Source organism: Planctomyces sp. SH-PL14 (assembly GCF_001610835.1).
Taxonomy (GTDB): Bacteria; Planctomycetota; Planctomycetia; order Planctomycetales; family Planctomycetaceae; genus Planctomyces_A.
Window position 1 is genome coordinate 794,382 of the sequence record NZ_CP011270.1, and the last position, 18,447, is coordinate 812,828.

The 18,447-nt window shown below is 67.2% G+C and carries 9 protein-coding genes; 4 read left to right on the forward strand and 5 right to left on the reverse strand.

The features are described from left to right. Positions 1-210: 210 nt before the first annotated feature. From VT03_RS03225 to aceF, 3 genes are all read right to left on the reverse strand, one after another. Positions 211-3,537, reverse strand: coding sequence for an SNF2-related protein (locus VT03_RS03225; protein WP_075091658.1), 3,327 nt, complete (start codon positions 3,535-3,537; stop codon positions 211-213). Between the two features lie 351 nt (positions 3,538-3,888). Further along, the gene (gene thiS / locus VT03_RS03230) at positions 3,889-4,089 is read right to left on the reverse strand and encodes a sulfur carrier protein ThiS (RefSeq protein WP_075091659.1); all 201 of its coding nucleotides are present in this window, start codon (positions 4,087-4,089) and stop codon (positions 3,889-3,891) included. Between the two features lie 36 nt (positions 4,090-4,125). Beyond that, positions 4,126-5,835 (reverse strand): dihydrolipoyllysine-residue acetyltransferase, encoded by a 1,710-nt coding sequence (aceF, locus tag VT03_RS03235; protein WP_075091660.1) that lies wholly within the window; start codon positions 5,833-5,835, stop codon positions 4,126-4,128. 308 nt (positions 5,836-6,143) lie between these two features. Between aceF and VT03_RS03240 the strand changes: the two genes are divergently transcribed. From VT03_RS03240 to VT03_RS03250, 3 genes are all read left to right on the forward strand, one after another. Then, on the forward strand, positions 6,144-12,539 hold the full coding sequence (locus tag VT03_RS03240; protein WP_075091661.1) for a hypothetical protein: 6,396 nt from the start codon (positions 6,144-6,146) through the stop codon (positions 12,537-12,539). A 218-nt stretch (positions 12,540-12,757) separates the two neighbouring features. After that, positions 12,758-13,975 carry a THUMP-like domain-containing protein gene (locus tag VT03_RS03245; RefSeq protein WP_075091662.1) on the forward strand — a complete coding sequence of 406 codons (1,218 nt, stop codon included), beginning with the start codon at positions 12,758-12,760 and terminating at the stop codon, positions 13,973-13,975. 92 nt (positions 13,976-14,067) lie between these two features. Further along, the gene (locus tag VT03_RS03250) at positions 14,068-15,384 is read left to right on the forward strand and encodes a 3-deoxy-D-manno-octulosonic acid transferase (protein WP_075091663.1); all 1,317 of its coding nucleotides are present in this window, start codon (positions 14,068-14,070) and stop codon (positions 15,382-15,384) included. 80 nt (positions 15,385-15,464) lie between these two features. Here the strand turns inward: VT03_RS03250 and VT03_RS03255 are convergent, their stop codons facing one another. After that, entirely contained in the window at positions 15,465-16,364 is a 900-nt protein-coding gene (locus VT03_RS03255; protein ID WP_082845904.1) for a dihydroorotate dehydrogenase electron transfer subunit, read from the reverse strand. Between the two features lie 50 nt (positions 16,365-16,414). Further along, the gene (locus VT03_RS03260) at positions 16,415-17,458 is read right to left on the reverse strand and encodes a TolB family protein (RefSeq protein ID WP_231870587.1); all 1,044 of its coding nucleotides are present in this window, start codon (positions 17,456-17,458) and stop codon (positions 16,415-16,417) included. A 528-nt stretch (positions 17,459-17,986) separates the two neighbouring features. Between VT03_RS03260 and VT03_RS03265 the strand changes: the two genes are divergently transcribed. Then, entirely contained in the window at positions 17,987-18,445 is a 459-nt protein-coding gene (locus tag VT03_RS03265) for a RidA family protein (protein ID WP_075091664.1), read from the forward strand. The last annotated feature ends 2 nt before the right edge of the window (positions 18,446-18,447 follow it).

Here is an 18,447-nt window from a genome sequence, read left to right on the forward strand (position 1 = left end):
TTTTGTGGTACCGGCGTTGAGGACTCCTTTAATTCACACCGCTTGCTTTGCAGACCCCGCGTCTTGGTGAGGGGGGCATCCGATACGTAATCCGCGTTTGGACACGTACTCCTTCAGACAGTTCCCGACGAGACAAGCCGCCGGCGGGCAAGGGGGTGTGCCCCCCTTGCACCCCCACCAGGGTGCCCCTGGACCCGATATGGGCTGGGGCTATGACAACAGTTTCTCCAGGTCGTCGGCCGTCAGATCCTGCATCAGCGAGCCATCCGCCTCGAGAATCGCGTCCGCCAGCTCGCGCTTCTGCCCCTGCAGCTCCAGAATCTTCTCCTCGACCGTATCACTACAGATCAGTCGATACGCAAAGACCTGACGCGTCTGACCAACACGGTGCGCCCGGTCGATCGCCTGAGCTTCAACAGCAGGATTCCACCACGGATCGAGCAGAAACACGTACTCGGCCGCCGTCAGGTTCAGACCCAAGCCCCCGGCCTTGAGGCTGATGAGGAACACCTTGACGTCCTCGTTGTCCTGGAACTCGTCGACCATCTGCTTGCGGGCGCGGGTCTTGCCGTCGAGGTAGACGTACTTGACCCCCTTCTTGTCGAGGTGCTCCCGAACGATCGACAGCATGCTCGTGAACTGCGAGAAGACGAGCGACTTGTGCCCCTCCTCGATCAGCTCCTCGAGATGCGGGATCAGCACGTCCAGCTTGGCGAACGGCTCTTCCGTCGTCTCGCGGTCGAGCAGCGCCGGATGGCAGGCCGCCTGACGCAACCGGAGCAGCGCCTCGAGGACGTGCATCCGCGACTTGTTCATTCCCTGCTCGCGGACCATCCCCAGCAGCGACTCGCGGTAGTGCTGACGGAGCTCGTTGTAGAGCGCCCGCTGCCGCTTCCCCATCTGGCAGTAAATCGTTTCCTCGAACTTCTCCGGCAGGTCCGCGGCGACTTCCCGCTTCGTCCGGCGAAGAACGAACGGCCGCAAGCCGCGAGCGAGGATCCGCCGCGACTCCGCGTCCTGGGCGTCGGCCGAATTCACCTTGAAGGCGGAACTGCGACCCAGCATCCCGGGGTTCAGGAATTCGAAGATCGACCACAGATCGCCAAGGTGGTTTTCGATCGGCGTACCGCTCAGAGCGATGCGGTGCTCCGCTCTCAGCAGCCGGCACGCCTTGGCCACCTGCGAGGTGGAATTCTTGATCGTCTGGGCTTCGTCGAGGACCGCGTAGTCGAACTGGAGGTCCTTGAGGGGCAGGATGTCGCGACGGAGCGTTCCGTACGTCGTGAGGATGATGTCGAACTTCGTCAGGTCATCCCGCAGATGGGCCCGCTCGAGTCCCGTGTACTCGACGTGCTTCAGCTGCGTGAACCGCTCGATTTCGTGGACCCAGTTGAACATCAGGGACTTGGGGACCACGACGATCGACGGACGCCGGTTCGGATCCAGGTTCTTCCGCTCCTGCAGGAGCGCGAGGAGCTGGACCGTCTTACCGAGACCCATGTCGTCCGCCAGACATCCGCCGAAGTGGAAGTCCTGAAGGAACTGGAGCCAGCCGAGCCCTTCCTGCTGGTAGGGCCGCAGGCTCCCCTTGAAGCCTTCCGGTTCGACCGCCTGCTTGACTCCCTTGAAGGAGCGGAGCTTCTCCCGGACCTCTTCGAACCGGGCGTCGACTTCGACGAATTCCTCGGTTTCGAGCAGCGCATCGAGAAGGCCGACCTGGGTCATCGAGAACCGCAGGTGGTCCTCCTGGGCGGCTCCCAGCCCCGCGAGCATTCCGTACTGGACGAGCCACTCTTCCGGGAGAATCCCCAGCGAGCCGTCGTCGAGGCGGACCGTGTTGTCACCCCGCTTGAGCGCGGCGAGGAGCTCGGGGAACCCGACTCCGGCCCCTTCGAACGCGGCATCGCCGGTCAGCTCGAACCAGTCGATGCCGGAGCGGATGCGGAACTGGAGCGTCGCCGCCTGGCGGATCTGCTTGCCATCGGCCCGGACCTGCCATCCCTGCGGGATCAACCGCCGCACGGCGTTCGCCAGGTCGCTGACCGGAATCTCGACGTCGTGCTTGGCGTTCCGCTGATCGAGCATCCGGCGGAAACCCGCCTCCTTGAGCTGCGACCAGCCTCCCGCTTCCGCGTTGCGGTCCCGCAGGATGCAGCGGCCCTTCTCGCGCTGGACGATCGCCCACCGGGCGCTCGAGCCGGACACGAAGGCGTCGAGGTATTCGAACTCGACGACCCCCGTGAGCCGCTCGTGCTTCCACCCCTTGGTGCGGGGGGACTTGAGGGTCAGGTAGGCGACCGGCGTCGCCTTGGCTTCTTCGAGCTTGAGATGCGTCGGAAGGTCGAGCTCGGGGAGCGTCGGCATGTCGAGGAGCTGGTCGACCAGCTCCCGTTCCTCACCGTTGCCGACCGAGAAGCCGTTCTCGGCCCGGACCAGCTTGACCCAGTCGAACGCGCCGAAGTCTTCGACGCGGGCGATCTTGTCTTCCGTCACGACCAATCCGCCGGGGACCAGCAGGCGGGTGTCTTCGAACTTGAGGACTTCCGCGTCGCGGCGGAGCTCGCCGCCGAGCCCCCAGCGGGCGTTGGCGTCGTCATGCCGCAGGACGAGCGCGAGGGTCCACGGGTTCTCCGTATCCCAAGCGAGCGATGAGGAGTGCTTCTCTTCATCACCGAGGAAGCGGACCCGCCCCGTCGTGCACATCATCGGGAGCAGGAGCTCGCACAGCTCGTAAGGGACGCGGTAGCGGAAGATCGAGGTCTGGAATTCCGCCTGCTGGGCGAACCAGCCCGAGCGGTCGGGCACGCCCCCCATCAGGTACGCCAGGATCTGGCGGTCTTCCTGCAGCTCGAGCTCGTCCATCCGGCCCGGACGGATCTTGAGGGGCTTCAGCTTTCCCCACTGTCCGCTGGCGCGGCGCTGCCGCTGGGACGTCTGAATCACGAGCTGGTTCGACTTGAGGCTCTCCTCCAGGTCGACTTCGTAGTAGATCTCGCGGTCGGTCGTCTCGGCCGTCTTGCGGGTCGGGTCGACCGCCATGTAGGACCGCAGCGACTCCAGCCGCTGCTCCCATTCACGCATCTTGGGAGCCGCGGGGCGGGCCGGAGCGGCGACTGCCGTGGCGGCGGGGGCGGACCCGCGGCCGATCGGCGGAATGTAGACGTCCCCTTCGCCGTCCTCGTCATCGGCCGGATCGTCGAAGAGCGACGGGCGGACCTCGACGAAGAAGGGAGGAATGTGTCCGGGCTTGGGGGCGCCGGTCACAAGGTGCTGGGCGTCGACGGCGAGCAGCGTGGCCCACAGGTGTTTGCAAGCCGGATCGCGGGTCTGGCCGTCGCCGACGCAGCTGCAGAACATCCGCAGCTCGTTGTTCTGGCGGCTGAGCTGGGTGGCGTATTCCACGCCGTCCCGAACCACGCCGAAGACATCGTCTTCCGAGACGCGGATGATGGCGACCCGCTCGGCCTGGAGATATGCCTGGCCGCGGAACCGGATGTCGCCCCGAAACTTCGACTCAAACAACTGCGCCAGTGACACTCAATGCCTCCTGCGACCGCGCTCCGCGTCGGCCTCGGAACCAGTCCTTCAAAAATTCGGAATCCAACAAAGGTAACGAAAGGAGGCAGACTCTGACCACCCCTTCGGGGGAAATTGGGTAGCGCGCGTCGGGCGCGGGCCCCCTTCGTGAGCGATGACTTTGTTTCCGGCTGGAGCGCGAGGCCGAAGTTTCCAAGGCCACAGCGCTCGTCGAACTTAGAATGAGGGAAACACAAAGGCACCAAGGCCCACAAAGTTCACGAAGATTCGCGGCCACGCAGGACCAACTTTGTGCTCTTGGTGCCTCCTTCGTGCCTTGGTGTTTAACCAAACACCCCAAGCCAAGAAACGCTACCCGCCGCCGACGAGGGTCACGATCTCCAGCGCATCGCCGTCCTGCAGCGGAGTCGAAGCGTGCTCCGTCCGCGGGACGAGCTCGAGATTCCGCTCGACCGCGAGGAACTTGGGATTCTTCCCGAGTTCCTGCAGCAGGTCGCCGACCGTCGTTCCGGCGGCGACTTCCCGCGGTTCTCCATTGACCGTGACTTTCATCCGTCGTCTCTCCGACATCCGAGCCGGCCGGCCCGATCAGCAGGCCGCCAGCAGCTGGAACGGATCGGCCAGCATGTTGCACAGCGTGACGAGGAACCGGGCCGCATCCGCGCCGTTGATGACGCGGTGGTCGTATGAGAGGGACAGCGGCAGCATGAGGCGTTCGACGACCTTGCCGTCGACGAGCTTCAGTTCCGACTGTCCACGCGACATCCCCAGGATGCAGACTTCCGGGTAGTTCACGATCGGCGTGAAGCCGACGCCGCCGATGCCGCCGAGGTTCGTCACCGTGCAGGTCGCTCCCTGCATGGAGTCGATCGGCAGCTTCTTCTCGCGAGCCTTGCCGGCGAGGTCCGTCAGGTCGCTGGCGATCTGGAGGATCGATTTCTTGTCGCAGTCCTTGACGACCGGGACGAGCAGCCCGTTCGGCGTGTCGACCGCGCAGCCGATGTTGATGTACTGCTTGAAGACGATTTCGAACGTCTCGGGATCGAGGCTGCTGTTGAACTTGGGGAACGCCTGCAGGCAGCGGGCGAGGGCCTTCATGACGATGGCGGTCATCGTCACCTTGGGACCGTTCTTGCCGATGCCGTCCGAGAACTTCTTCCGCGCCGCTTCGAGGTCCGTGATATCGGCCCGGTCGTGCTGCGTGACGTGCGGGATGACGTTCCACGCGACCGTCAGGTTCTCAGCTGCGGTGCGATAGATCTTGGACATCGCCTCCCGCTTGACCGGACCGAACCGGGAGAAGTCCGGGAGCGGTGGGGCGGTCAGGCCGCCGCCGACGCTGCGGACTGCCGCAGCGGGCTTCTGCGTGGTGAGGGTCTGCATCCGGCCGCGGACGTATGCCTGGACATCCTCGTGCGTGATCCGTCCGCCGGGGCCGGTTCCGGCGAGCTGGCGGAGGTCGACGCCGAGCTCGCGGGCCATGCGGCGGGTCGAAGGCGCGGCGGGAGCGGGAGGCGTCGCCGGGCCGCTCTGGCCGTTGTTCGCGGTTCCGCCGGAGACCGTCTCGGCGGTCGTCATGACAGTGGTCGGTTGACGGGCCGGCTCCTTGGCCGGGGCTTCCTTCGCCGGCGCCGGGGCGTCTTCCTTCGGGGCAGCCGGCTTTGCCGTCGGTGCGGAAGCGGCTCCCGCGCCGAGGATCGTCAGGATCACCTGGCCGGGCTTGATCGTGTCGCCGTTCTTGACGTGGATCTTGCCGATCTTGCCCGCCTGCGGGCTCGGAACTTCGACAACCGCCTTTTCGGTTTCGAGTTCCATCACCGCCTGACCGGCGGCGATCTCGTCCCCTTCCTTGACCAGGATCTCGGCGACATCGGCCGACGTGACCCCTTCGCCGACGCTCGGAAGAGTGAATTCAAAGCTTCCACCGCCGCCGCCACCGTTGGACTTGGAGGCCGGGGCCGGAGCTTCGGCCGGTTTGGCGGCGGGCTTGTCCGCAGCCTTTGTTTCGGGAGCCTTGGCGGCCGGAGCGGGCTTGCTTTCCGGGGCGGAGCCGCCGGCGGCAGCGCCATCGATGACGAGAATCGCCTGGCCGACCTTAATCGTGTCGCCGTCCTTCACGAGGATCTTCGAGATCTTGCCGGCATGGGGGCACGGAACCTCGACGACCGCTTTTTCGGTCTCCAGTTCCAGGACGTTCGTACCGGCCGTGATGGTCTGGCCTTCCTGCACCAGAACTTCGGCGACGTCCGCCGAGTCCACCCCTTCACCAATCGCCGGCAGCTTGAATTCCATGCTCATGACCGTTCCGCGATCTCGATCAAACCGGGCCGATTCCGGCCGGTCGCTCCGAGGACACCTGAGTTCTTGTAATTCGGGAAGGACGAGGCGGAGCCCCGTCCGGAAGCGGGATGATAGTGAACGGGACGCCACATGCGACAGTGGGGAAACCCGCGAGAATCGACGTGACAACAGCACCTGAAGATGGAGGGGAAAGCGGCGGTCCAATCGAACACCTTTGATATCGCTTTCGAGAGGACGCCGGGTACAATCTTCGGGAATTCCCGGTGTGCTGGCCCCTCTCCTGTCTTCTCAAGCCGAGCGTGTCCATGTCGATGGCGCTGCTTCCTCCGGAACTGTCTCATCCCCTGGTCCGGCTGGAACGGAAGGTTCGGGGACTGACGATCATGGGCGGGGCCGGCGGACTCGTGTTCGCGCTGGCTGCGATCCTGGGGGTGGCCTTCCTGCTCGATTGGTGGGTCGAGCTTCCCTCGACCGCGCGGGCCATCGGCCTGACGCTCTTTCTGGCCTGCGGCTGCGGACTGGTGATCTGGGGCGTGATCCGCCCGTGGCTGCGGCGGATGTCGATGGCGGAAGTCGCGGCGCTCGTCGAGACGACGCATCCGGAACTCGGCGAGCGGCTCACCTCCGCCGTCGAACTGACCGACCCGAATCTTCCCGAGCGGGAACGGGGTTCCGCGCTGATGCGGCAGCTGCTCGTCCGCCAGACCGTCACCCAGACGGCGTCCCTCGATCTGACCGGCTCCGCCGACACCTGGCCGGCGATGAAACGCGTGGTCCTGGGGACCGTGGCGTTCCTGGCCCTGATGATCCCCTGGATGTTCTGGGGATCGAACTACTCGCTCCTGTGGGCTCGCTTCTTCTCACCGTTCGGCAACTTCGCCCGCCCCAGCAATCTCGTGTTCGATGTCGAGAACGGGGACCGCGTTGTCCGCCGCGGGAGTGATGTCCTGCTTGTCGCCACGCCCCGCTGGCTCAACGGACAGGCGGGCGAGATCGACGCCGTCCGCATGAACTGGACGAACGAGACCGGCGAGTCCGACGCGCGGCGGATGACCTGGGACGCCGACCGCAAGGCGTTCATGACGACCCTGCCGCACGTTTTCCACGGCTTCCGTTACGAGATCGCTGCCGACAACGCCCGTTCCCGTGAGTACCACGTCCAGGTCGTCGAAGGACCGGCGATCACCGCCATCGAGCTCGACGTTCAGCCTCCGGCGTACACCGGCCTGCCCGCGAAGAAGGTCGACGGAGCGGTCGGGGAGATTGTCGTCTTCGAGCGGAGCCAGCTCACGTTCTCGCTCTCGTTCAACAAACCGCTTGTCGAGGGAAAATTCCTGTGGCTGGCGCCGGTTCAGGGGCCCGTGGGGGAGACTCCGGCTGCCCCTGCGGGGGCGGCTCCGGTGGAAGACCCGCGGTATCCGGGTTGGAAGGTGACCGGCGAGCTCCCGCTCGTCTTTGACGCCGACGGCCAGCGGGCCACGGTCTCATTCGCCGCGATCCACAGCGGTCGGTTTGCGCTGAACGTGCTCGACCAGCACCGCCTCGACAACGAAGGGGAGCCGATCCGGCATCTGGAAGTGACGCCCGACGTCCCGCCGACGATCGCCTTTGCCGACACCGTCACGAGTCCGCAGGCCCGTCCGGATGATGTCGTTCCAGTCCCCGTCCTGGCCGCCGACGACGTCTCGATCCACGCCCTGGAACTCCACTACGCCGTTCGCGGCGGGATGGAAGGGGTCCTGCCGGCGGATCCCGCGCTGCTGGGAACGAAGGACCTGGCGCACACGTTCCGGTTCGACCTCAAGCCCCTGAAGCTGAACGACGGTGCGATCGTGACCGTCAAGGCCCGAGTGGCGGACGAGCGTCCGGTTCCCGGCCCGCAGGAGGCGTGGACCGAGATGCGGGTCATCTCGATCAAGAAGGACGCTGCTTCCTACACCGCCGAACAGATTGCCGCGATCCGCCAGGAATGGAAGGAAGCGCTGCAGGCGATCCGGAAGGACGTCCAGGCCGAGCAGGCGACGGCGCAGCAGCTGGAGACCGCCGCGGACGATGCCCGCCGCACGCAGCAGCCGTTCTCCAAGGAGGCGGATCTGGCGGACTCCGTCGATCAGTTGAAGCAGACCGTCGAGAAGGCGGAACAGCTGGCGGCGGCGTTCTCCGAGCATCCGCTGTTCGCCAACCTCTCCCGCCCGCTCCAGCAGGTGGCCGAGAACGATGTCCGGGCCGCCGCGGAGAAGTCACAGGCCGCCCAGGCGGCGGATGCGGCTCAGAAGACCGACAACCTCAAGACGGCGGGGAACGAGCTCAAGGAAGCCGATTCCAAACTGGCCGATATCGAGAAGAAGTTCGACGAGATCGCCGCTCTCGAAAAGGACCTCCTCGAACTCGACCGGCTGGCGAACCAGGCCGAGCGGCTGGCGGACGACGTGGCGACGGTCGAAGAGAAGCGCCGCGATCTGGATCAGCGGAAGCCGGAATCGCCGGAGCAGGCCCAGAAGCAGCAGCAGGAACTCGCCGAGAAGGTGAAGGACCTCAAGCAGGACCACTCCGACATCGAACGGGCTCTCAAGGAATTGATGGAGAAGCGGCCGGAGCTGATCGCCGCCGCGAAGGAGAATTTCCTGCAGAAGCTGGCCGAGCTGGGGAAGAAGGCGGAAGAGCTGGCGAACCGGCAGGACCAGTTGACGGAATCGATGAAGGCCGAGGCGAAGCAGAACGCCGGCCAGCTCGAAGCGGAACGGAAGGAACAGGAGGCGATCGAGAAGGACGCGCGGAAACTCGCCGCGGCGACCGAGCTCAACGAGGCCCGCCAGCTCGTCAATCCGCTCGACCTCGACGCCGTCAAGAAGGCGATGGAGGCCCTCAAGTCGGGCGACGCCGCCAAGGCGGCGGAGGAACAGGAGAAGGGGGCCAAGGAACTGGAGCGGCTGGCGGAGGCGTTCCGGAAGAACGACACGCTCCCGACCGACCCGCAGAAGGCGGCCCAGGAGCTCGCCAAGCGGCAGGAGGGCCTGCAGAAGAAGATGCAGGAGCTGGCGAACGCCGTCCCGATCGACCAGGGGAAACCGACCCCCTCGGACGAGCAGAAAGAGCAGCAGAAGGACTTGGCGGCCGAGCAGGCAGCCATCCAGGCGGCGGCCGCCCAGCTGGAAGTGCCCAAGGGGGCGCGCGACGAACAGAAGAACGCCGTCAAGCAGGCGAGCGAGACCCTCCGGGAGATGGCGGCCGACGAGTCGAAGAAGGCCGCCGAAACGGCCAAACGGGCGCAGCAGTCGCTCGAAAACCTCGCGAACCGGATCGGCGATCCGCAGAAGCGGGCTCAGCAGACGCTGAATGACGCCAAACAGATTGCGCACGAGCAGGCCAATCTGGCGCGGGATGTCGAGAAGACCGCCGAGGAAGCAGAGAACGGAAAGCCGCCGTTCGAGCTGGCCGAGGCGATCAAGCAGCAGGAGAAGCGGCAGGAAAACCTCAACCGCCGGATGGCCGATCTCGACCTCCCCGCGGCGGCGGCCGAGCAGCAGAAGAAAGCCGAGGAGGCGGCCGCGCAAGCGCGGGCCGACCTCGAGAACCAGAACCTTGCCGATGCCAAGGGCTCGCAGCAGGAAGCGGCCCAGGCGGCGAACGACTTGCAGAAGGCCCTCGACGGCAAGCCAACCGACCAGCGGGAGGCCCAGGCTCTCGCGGAGAAGCAGAAGGGGATCGCCGACCGCGCCGAGGAGCTCAAGGGAGCGCCGAACGCGGATCAGGCCCGGGACCTTGGCAAGCAGGAATCGGAGCTGACCGAGGCGCTGTCCAAGATGAAGGCGCCTGCGGCCCGCCCCCAGCGGGAGGCGGCGGAGGCGGCGGTCCGAAAGGCAGGCGAGCAGCTTCGTGGGGCCGGTAACGACGCGGAGAAGCAGGCCCAGGTCCAGCAGGCGGCTGAACGAGCCGCGGAGGCGCTCAAGGATCTGGCAAAGGCGCTCGAGCCGAACGCGGGCTCACCGGCAGAGCAGGCGCAGGAGCTGGCCCAGGCTCAGCAGGCTCGCGCGGAGCAGGCCGGGGAATCGGCGGAGAAGTCCGCCGCGCCGAGTTCAGAACAGATGACCCAGGCGGCGGACGCCCTCCGCAACCAGCAGCAACAACTGGATCAGCTCCCCGCCGGTGCCGCGGGGCAGCAGGAGAAGATGGATGCTTCGAAGGCGCTCAAGGAAGCCCAGGCGGCTCAGAAGTCGCTCGCTGAGAACGCCGCGAAACAGCCGGGGGGGCCGTCGGGCGAAACCTCTCCGGAAACGGCCGAGGCGATGCAGCAGAACGCCCAGGCTCAGAAGAACGCGGCCGAGGCGCTGCAGGCTCTCGCGGACCGGCTCGGCGCGCCCGAGGCCCAGCCGGCCGTCGCGGGCGAGGGGGCTCCGGAACCGCGGGGAGGCGAGGCCGAACCGTCGCGGGCCGCGGAACTCGGCGCGCTCGCCGAGAAGGCGGGTCAGCTCGCGCAGCAGCAGGACGCACTACGGGAACAGGCCCGGGCGGCTGCTGGAGGTTCACCGAAGGATGCCAGGGGACAGTTGGCCCAGACGCGAGGGGCGCAGGAGAAGCTGAACAAGGAGATCGAAAAACTGCCGAACACCGCGGCCCCGCAGGCCCGGGCGAAGGCGGAAGCCGCGAGCCAGCAGGCGCGGCAGGCCCTCCAGGAGGGACGGGCCGACGCGGCTCAGACCGCCCAGGCCGAAGCGAGCGAAGCCCTGCAGGATCTGGCCGATCAGGCCGCCGCCCAGGCGGAAGCGCTTGCTCAGGCGGACGGGCCGCAGAATGGGGAACTGGCGCAAGCCGGCAAGCCGAACCAGGGACAGCCCAATGAGGGACGGCCCAACCAAGGGCAACCGAATCAGGGGCAACCGAACCAGGGGCAACCGAACCAGGGTCAGCCCAATGAGGGGCAGCCGAACCAAGGGCAACCGAACCAGCGTCAGCCCAATGAAGGCCAGCCCAACCAAGGCCAACCCGACCAGGGTCAGCAGAACCAGGGTCAGCCAATGGACCCCGCAGAAGGGAACGAGCCCGGCGAAAAGACTCCACCGCCGCGGTCGCAGCAGCTGGCCAAAGCGGCCCAGGAACTCGCGGACCGGCAGCGGGCGCTGGCCGAGCGACTCCGGCAGGGGCAAATGGGACAGCAGCCGCAGCAGCCGGGCCAGCCCAAACCGGCTCCAGGGGACGCGCAGGCCCTGGCCCAGCAGGGGAACCAGCCCCAGCCCGGGGCACCCCAGCCGCCGCAGCCAGCCGCCCCGATGAATCCGGCGGTCGCCGGGAATGATCCTCAGGCACAGCCCCAGCCAATGCCGGGCGCCGCTCCTCCGATGCCGGCGGACCGGGACCTGCCTCCGGGAGCCGGCACTCCCGAAGATCCGGTCGCGGCGCAGCAGGCGCTCGCCAAGGAAGCGGCGGAGCTCGCGCTCGACACCGCGGTCCACGCAGGCGCCCAGAGTTCCGCGGCCAAACAGGCCCGGGAGATGGCGGATCAGGCCGCCCAGGCGGCCGACAAGGCGACGCTCGGACAGCTCAAGTCCGCCGCGCAGGAAGGGGCGAAAGCGGGCCGGACCGCCGAGACGATCGCCGAGCGGCTGCCGAAGCTCCCCTCGGCCGAAGGGGGCGCCGCGCCGGAACTGGCGGAACAGGCCCAGAAGCTCGCCGAGCGCCAGCAGCAGGTCGCTCGCGACCTCAATGCTCTCGCGGCCGATGCCGCGTCGCGTCAGCAGGCGATGCAGCAGGCGCAGCAGAACCTCTCGCGGCAGACGCAGCAGCTCGCGCGGCAGCTCCAGGACGTGGCTCAGTCGCTCGGGGACGACCCCGTCGGAGCCCAGCCGGAGAGCGACCGGGCGGAGTCGTCCCAAAACGCCGCCCAGGAGGCGAACCAGCAGATGCAGCAGGCGAAGCAGCAGCTCGCGCAGAACAACGCCGCGCAGGCCAGCCAGCAGGGCCAGAAGGCGAGCGAGAGTCTTCGGCAGGCGGCGCAGCAGGCCTCCCAGCAGGGACAGCAGGGACAGAAAGGACAACAGGGACAGCAGGGCCAGTCTGGAGAGGGACAGTCCGGCCAGGGGCAGGGGCAGCAGGGAGAAGGAAACGGTCTCGGCGAGGTCGGCGCGCAGGTCGCCCAGGCGTCGCAGAACCTCTCGCAGGCGGGGCAACAGCTCAATCAGCTCGGCCAGCCTGCCTCCTCCGGAGAGCCGATGTCCGGCCAGCCGGGGCAGTCCGGCGAATCCCCCGGGTCTCCGATGGGGCAGAAACCCGGCCAGGGAAAACCTTCCTCGGAAGCCCCGGGCGAGCAACCGGGCGGCGAGCAGGGCCAGCCCGATCCCAACAGCCAGCCCGCCTCGCCGGGGAAGGAAGCCGAGCAGTCGCTGCGGGCTTTCGCCAAGGCGCTGCGGCAGACGACCTCCCAGATGCAGGCCGCCGGGCAGTCCGGGCAGGGGAATTCCACCGAGCAGTCCGCGTCGAACATGGCCAACGACAGCGGCGGACAGGATCTCCAGGGACTCGCGAACCTCGAATCGCATCTCAAGGGGCTCAACGCCCGCAACTGGGGCGAGCTTCCGGGAACGCTGAAGACCGAGATCCTGCAGGCGGCGAAGCGGAAGCCGGACGGCGATTACGCGCGGCTGATCCAGAAGTACTTCGAGGAGATCTCGAAGGTGCAGAAGCCGCAACAACAACAGCCGCAGTAGACCGGGCGTCTCTTTCCGGCAACGAAGTGTGGTGGCCGGTGACGGCGGGTCTGCGTAAGTCTGTGGCTTCTGAAAGAGGTTTTCAGCCACAGATAAACACAGATGCACACGGATATGAGGCCAGAGGTGGGAGCGACTTGTTGACGGGGGGCTTGGCGAGTGCTAAGAGCGGATTGCCGCGATCACTTTGCCGCCGCCGTTCCCCTCGCTCCCCCGCCGTGTCTGACGACCCGATTTCCGTTTATCAGCGTCTTCTCGAGACTCCCGAGCTCTTCACCGCGCTCCAAGAAGAGGAAGGTCCCGAATTCGCCGTGCAGCAGCGGCTTCGCAAGCGGTTCGACGACGCGGTCGTCCGGCTCGCCCTGACGCTCCGCGACCTGCGGAAACGCGGCGAGGCCAAGTTTTCCTACGCCGGCCAGATGTGGTTCGACCGCACTGGTCTTGAGCAGTCGACACCCGAGGCGGTGGCCCGGCACAAGGCGGCGCGGTTCGCTGCGGCCGAGCGACCCATTCTCGACCTCTGCTCGGGGATCGGCGCGGATGCCATCGCCCTCGCCGAAGCGGGGACGGTCCTCACGGTCGACCGCAGCCCGCTCGCCGGCTGGATAACGCGGGAGAACGCCCGGGTCTACGGATGCGCGGACCGGATCGAGATCCGGACGGCGGACGTCACGGCGGTCGAGACGAGCGGCCGCCTCGTCCACATCGATCCCGACCGCCGGCCGGGCGGCGGCCGCGGAGCGGGACAGCGGACGATCCGCGTCGAGGAGGCGGAGCCCGGGCTCGACTATCTCAAGTCGCTGATCGAGACCGCCCGCGGCGGAGCGATCAAGCTCTCACCGGCGGCGAACTTCGGCGGGAAGTTCCCCGAATGCGAGGTCGAGCTCACGAGCCTCCACGGGGAGTGCAAGGAGGCGACGATCTGGTTCGGAGCCCTGCGGAGTGAGTCTCTCTTCCGGGCGACGGTCCTCCCCGAAGGGGCGACCCTGGCCGGCGACCCGTGGTCCGCGCGGGGGCCGCTCGCACCCCTCGGCCGCTATCTCCTCGACCCCGATCCGGCGGTCGTCCGGGGGGGGCTCGTCGACGTCGCCTGCGAGCAGTTCGGTTTCTCGCGGCTCGACCCCGAGGAAGAGTACCTCACGTCCGACACGCTCTCCGATTCCCCCTTTGTCCAGGCGTTTGAGGTTCTGGCGGAGCTCTCGAACAACGACACCGAGCTGCGGTCTTATTTCCGCGGCTCGGCGATCGGGCAGGTGGAGATCAAGTGCCGCCACGTGCCGGTCGCCGTCGAGGCGGTCCGCCGCAAGCTGCCGCTCCCCGGCCGCGAAGCGGCGGTCCTGATCTACGCCCGGCTCCAGGGCCGGACGCGGGCGGTCGTCGCTCGGCGCGTCCCCCGTCCCGGAACCGGCGGGGCCGGAGCGGCTCTCCCCAACTGAGGTACGCGCTCCCGGGGCGGTCTGCCATACTCCGCCGCTTCGTTCTTAACGTGTTCCTTCAATCTTCGCCGGTCGCCGCCGCCCCTCGCTGTATGTTCGGATGGATCCTGAACGCCGTGTACCTGGGCCTCCTGGCGGTCCTCTCGCCCGTGCTCGTCTGGCAGTCGTGGCGGACGGGGAAGTACCGCAAAGGCTGGAGCGAGAAGTTCCTGGGGCGGCTGCCGGTCCGTGAGAATGCCTCCGGGTCCGGCCCGGCCGTCCCCTGCGTCTGGTTCCATGCCGTCAGCGTCGGCGAGGTTCTGCTTCTGGGCCCGGTCCTGAAACGCCTCGGCGCCGAGCGGCCGGAGATCGAGGTCTGGCTCTCCGTCACGACGCAGACCGGCCACGACGTGGCCCGCGACAAGTATCCGGAGTGCCGCGTCGTCTACTTCCCGCTCGACTTCACCTGGGCGGTCAGCAATGCCATCACCCGGGTCCGTCCGTCGCTCGTCGTGCTCGTCGAGCTCGAACTCTGGCCCAACTTCATCCGCAGCGTGGACCGGGCCGGGATTCCTCTCGTCCTCATCAACGGGCGGATGAGCGAACGGAGCTTCCGCGGATACCGGCGGATCCGGCCTCTGATCGCCTCCATCCTCCGCCGCTTCTCCCGGCTGGGGATGCAGAGCGAAGAGTATCGCGCCCGGCTGGTCGAGCTTGGCGCTCCGCCGGAGCGGACCGAGGTCACCGGGTCGGTGAAGTTCGACGGGCTGGAGTCGGACCGGGCAAATCCGAAGACGGCCGCACTCCGCGCCGCCTTCGGGCTTCGCGAGAACGACCGAGTCCTCATTGCCGGCAGCACCCAGGCTCCTGAAGAGGAACTCGCGCTCAATACGTTCGCCGCGCTGCGGACGGAGTTTCCGGACCTGCGGCTGATTCTCGTCCCGCGGCACAAGGAGCGGTTCGACGAAGTCGCGCGGCTGGTCCTCTCGCGCGGCTTCTCGCTTCTGCGGCGGTCGGCGGGAACCGTCGAGGGGGGGAGCGATCGTTCGCCGGTCCTCCTGCTGGATACGCTCGGAGAACTCGGGGCCTGCTGGGGGCTGGCGGACATTGCGTTCGTCGGCGGGAGTCTGACGAACCGCGGCGGGCAGAACATGATGGAGCCGTCGGCCTACGGAGCAGCGGTCCTGTTCGGTCCCAACACGCAGAACTTCCGGCAGGTGGTGGAGCTGCTGCTCTCGAATTCCGCGGCCGAGGTCGTCCACTCGGGGGACGAGCTGACGGCGACGGTCCAGCGGCTTCTCACCGACACCGCGCTCGCCAGGCACCGCGGCGAGGCGGCCCGCAATCTCGTCCTGGCCCAGCAGGGAGCAACCGACCGGACGGTGCGGATGCTGCTCGAAGCCTTGCCCGTCGCGAAGCCGACCCGGTAATCACGGGATCCAGTGGGCTGGACTCCGCTCCTCGGATCTGTGTCCATCTGCGTTCGTCTGTGGCGGATTCTTCACGGCCACTACCCCAGCACCAGCGACGACGCCGGGAAGATCGGTCCTTCGATGCACGTCCGCCGATAGTCCCAGCCCGGCTCTTCGTCGACTTTGACCCGCGTCACGCACGAGAAGCACGCACCGAAGCCGCAGGCCATCGGCGTCTCGAGCGACAGCCAGCACGGCACGCCGGCCGCCTCGCAGAGCCGCGCCACCGCCCGCATCATGACCTCCGGACCGCAGCAGTAGACCGCGTCCGGTCGGTCAGCGCTCGCAAACTCCTGCTGGACGAGGTCGGTCACGAAGCCGTGATGTCCCTCGCTTCCGTCGTCCGTCGAGAGCTTCACGGAGAAGTTCGGGATCCCGTCGAAGTCCGACAGGTCCGCCCGGTGCGATCGGCTTCGCGATCCATAGAGCAGCGTCACCTTCCGGCCGCTTTCGCTCGCGGCCCGCGTACCGTACGCCCGCTGCCCGGCCGCTTCGCGGGCGACGGCCAGGAACGGCGTGTACCCGATCCCGCCGCCGACGCAGAGGAGTCGCCGTCCTTCGAACACGGGGAACCCGTTGCCGAGAGGTCCCCAGATCTCGACGGCGTCGCCCGGTGTCCAGTGGACCATGAGCTTGGTCGCCTTGCCGATCACGTGGTAGGCGAAGTCGATCCCCTGCGGCGTTCCGTCCGGTCCCAGGAACGTGTCGTAGAGTGCGAACGGCCGCCCCAGGATCGGCTCCGAGTTCGCCGTGCGGATCATGAAGAACTGTCCGGGGACGACCTGCTTCGCGAGGGCCGGGCACTCGACCCGGATCCGGTAGGTGTCGTGGGCCAGCTGGACCTGTTCGACGACGCGGGTCCGGGTTTGGACGGCGGTCGGGACCATCCCGGGATAGGGGGAACAGGCGTGAGCGGCATTGGAGTCCGGGTGAGACATGCGAATCGACTTCAGCGGAAGAGCGCGGCGGGAAGGACGGAGCGTGGTGGTTACTTGCGGAGCCAGTCGGCGATCCAGAGCTGGCTCGTTCCGTCTTCGGTCCGGCTGCTCGTCCACATGAGCTTCGTGCCGTCGGGGCTGAAGACCGGGAGGACGTCCGCCTTGGCGTGCGTCGTGATCCGCTCGACCGCGCCTCCCTTGAGGGTGGTGTCGGTCATGTCGATGTCCATCGTGAACAGGTCGAAGTTGGCTCCCATCGGTCCGCGGCTGTAGTCCGCTCCCGACCAGATGAGGTACTTGCCGCTCGGATGGAAGTAGGGGCACCAGTTGACCTGGTTCACGTCCTTGGTGAGCTGGACCGTCTCCTTGCCGTCGACCGAGATCGCGTAGAGCTGGAGCATGTCCTTCTTGTCGCGGTCGCTGCGGAAGATGATCCACTTCCCGTTGGGGGAGAAGAACGGGCCGCCGTCGTAGCCGGGGACGTCCGTGATCTGCCGGACGTCGGTCCCGTCCGCCTTCATGACGTAGATGTCGGGATCGCCGTCCCGCATGGAGGTGAAGACGATGTGCGTTCCGTCGGGCGAGTAGCTCCCTTCGGCGTCGTAGCCGGGGGACTCGGTGAGCCGCTTCATTCCCGTGCCGTCGAAGTTGACGACGTACAGCTCCATCTCGGGGTCGAAGTCCCATTCGTACCGCCGCCGGCCCCCCTGGGCGGCGAGTTCGCGGGCGGCCTTCTCGGTTTCGGCGATCTTGGGATCGGTGTGGGAGGAGGCGAAGAGGATCTGCTTGGCGTCCGGTGTGAAGAAGGCGCAGGTCGTGCGGCCGCGGCCGGTGCTGATGAGGCGGGGGGTCCGCTCGTCGAGCGGTTGGACGTAGATCTGGTAGAAGGGGTAGCCGAGGGGGTAGGCCTGGAAGACGACGAGTTTGCCGTCGGGCGAGAAGTAGCCCTCGCCGGCGCGGGGGAAGCCGAAGGTGACCTGCCGGATGTTGGCGAGGTGTTTTGCTTCGGCGTCCGGAGTCTCCTGGGCGGAGACTGAGCGGGAGGCGGCCGTCGATGCCATCACGAGGAGGAGGGCGATCAGGAGTCGGGGCACGTAGTTCTCCGCTGCGGGGGATCGGATGGAAGGCGGACGGCGCATGGTGAAACATGCCCCGGCGGTCCGCAACTCATCTGTGGCCAATCCTGCTGGCTCAAACGGTGTACTTGCCGGCACAGCGATGCCAGCTCAAACCCATTGTGCGACGGCCACTGGGGTCAAGGGGGCAACCCCTTGCCGCCGGAGGCATTCCGGTGAGGAACCGTGGTACGCAACGGATGTCCCCTTTGTGGTACCAGCTATGAGGACTCCCTCACATCACACCGCGAGCTTTGCAATCCCCGCGGGTTGGTGAGGGGGCATACGGCACGTTGTCCGCGCTTGGACACTCACTCCTTCAGACGTCTCTCGACGGCCAGGCCTCCGGCGGGCAAGAGGGCGTTGCCCCCTTGCATCCCCCACCAGGGTGCCCCTGGACCCAGTCGGGGGCGGCGTTGCGTTTGAACAGCGACCACCGTTTGTCGGACACCACCCCGTCTGCGATAACACACCTCCAACCGGTCACCGCCACTGGGAGCGATCCGCATGTCCGTCGAAGCCCGCCTCAAAGAACTCGACCTCATCCTCCCCGAGCCCCCCGCTCCCGTCGCGGCCTATCTGCCAGCCGTCCGAACCGGGAATCTCGTGCAGGTCAGCGGACAGCTCCCGTTCGCCGGGAAAACGCTGATGGCCCAGGGCCCGGTCCCGACCAAGACCCCCGTCGACGTCGCGCAGTCCGCCGCCCGGCAGTGCGTCCTCAACGCCCTGGCTCACGTCAACCGGCTCCTCGGAAGCCTCGACCACGTCACGCGCGTGGTCCGGGTCGGTGTCTTCGTGCAGAGCGCAGACGGATTCTCCGATCAGCCGATCGTCGCCAACGGCGCCAGCGAACTCCTGGTCCAGATCTTCGGTGACATCGGCAAACACGCCCGTGCGGCGGTCGGCGTCAACGCCCTGCCCCTCGATGCGAGCGTCGAGATCGAGTTCACGTTCGAAGTGAACTGAGG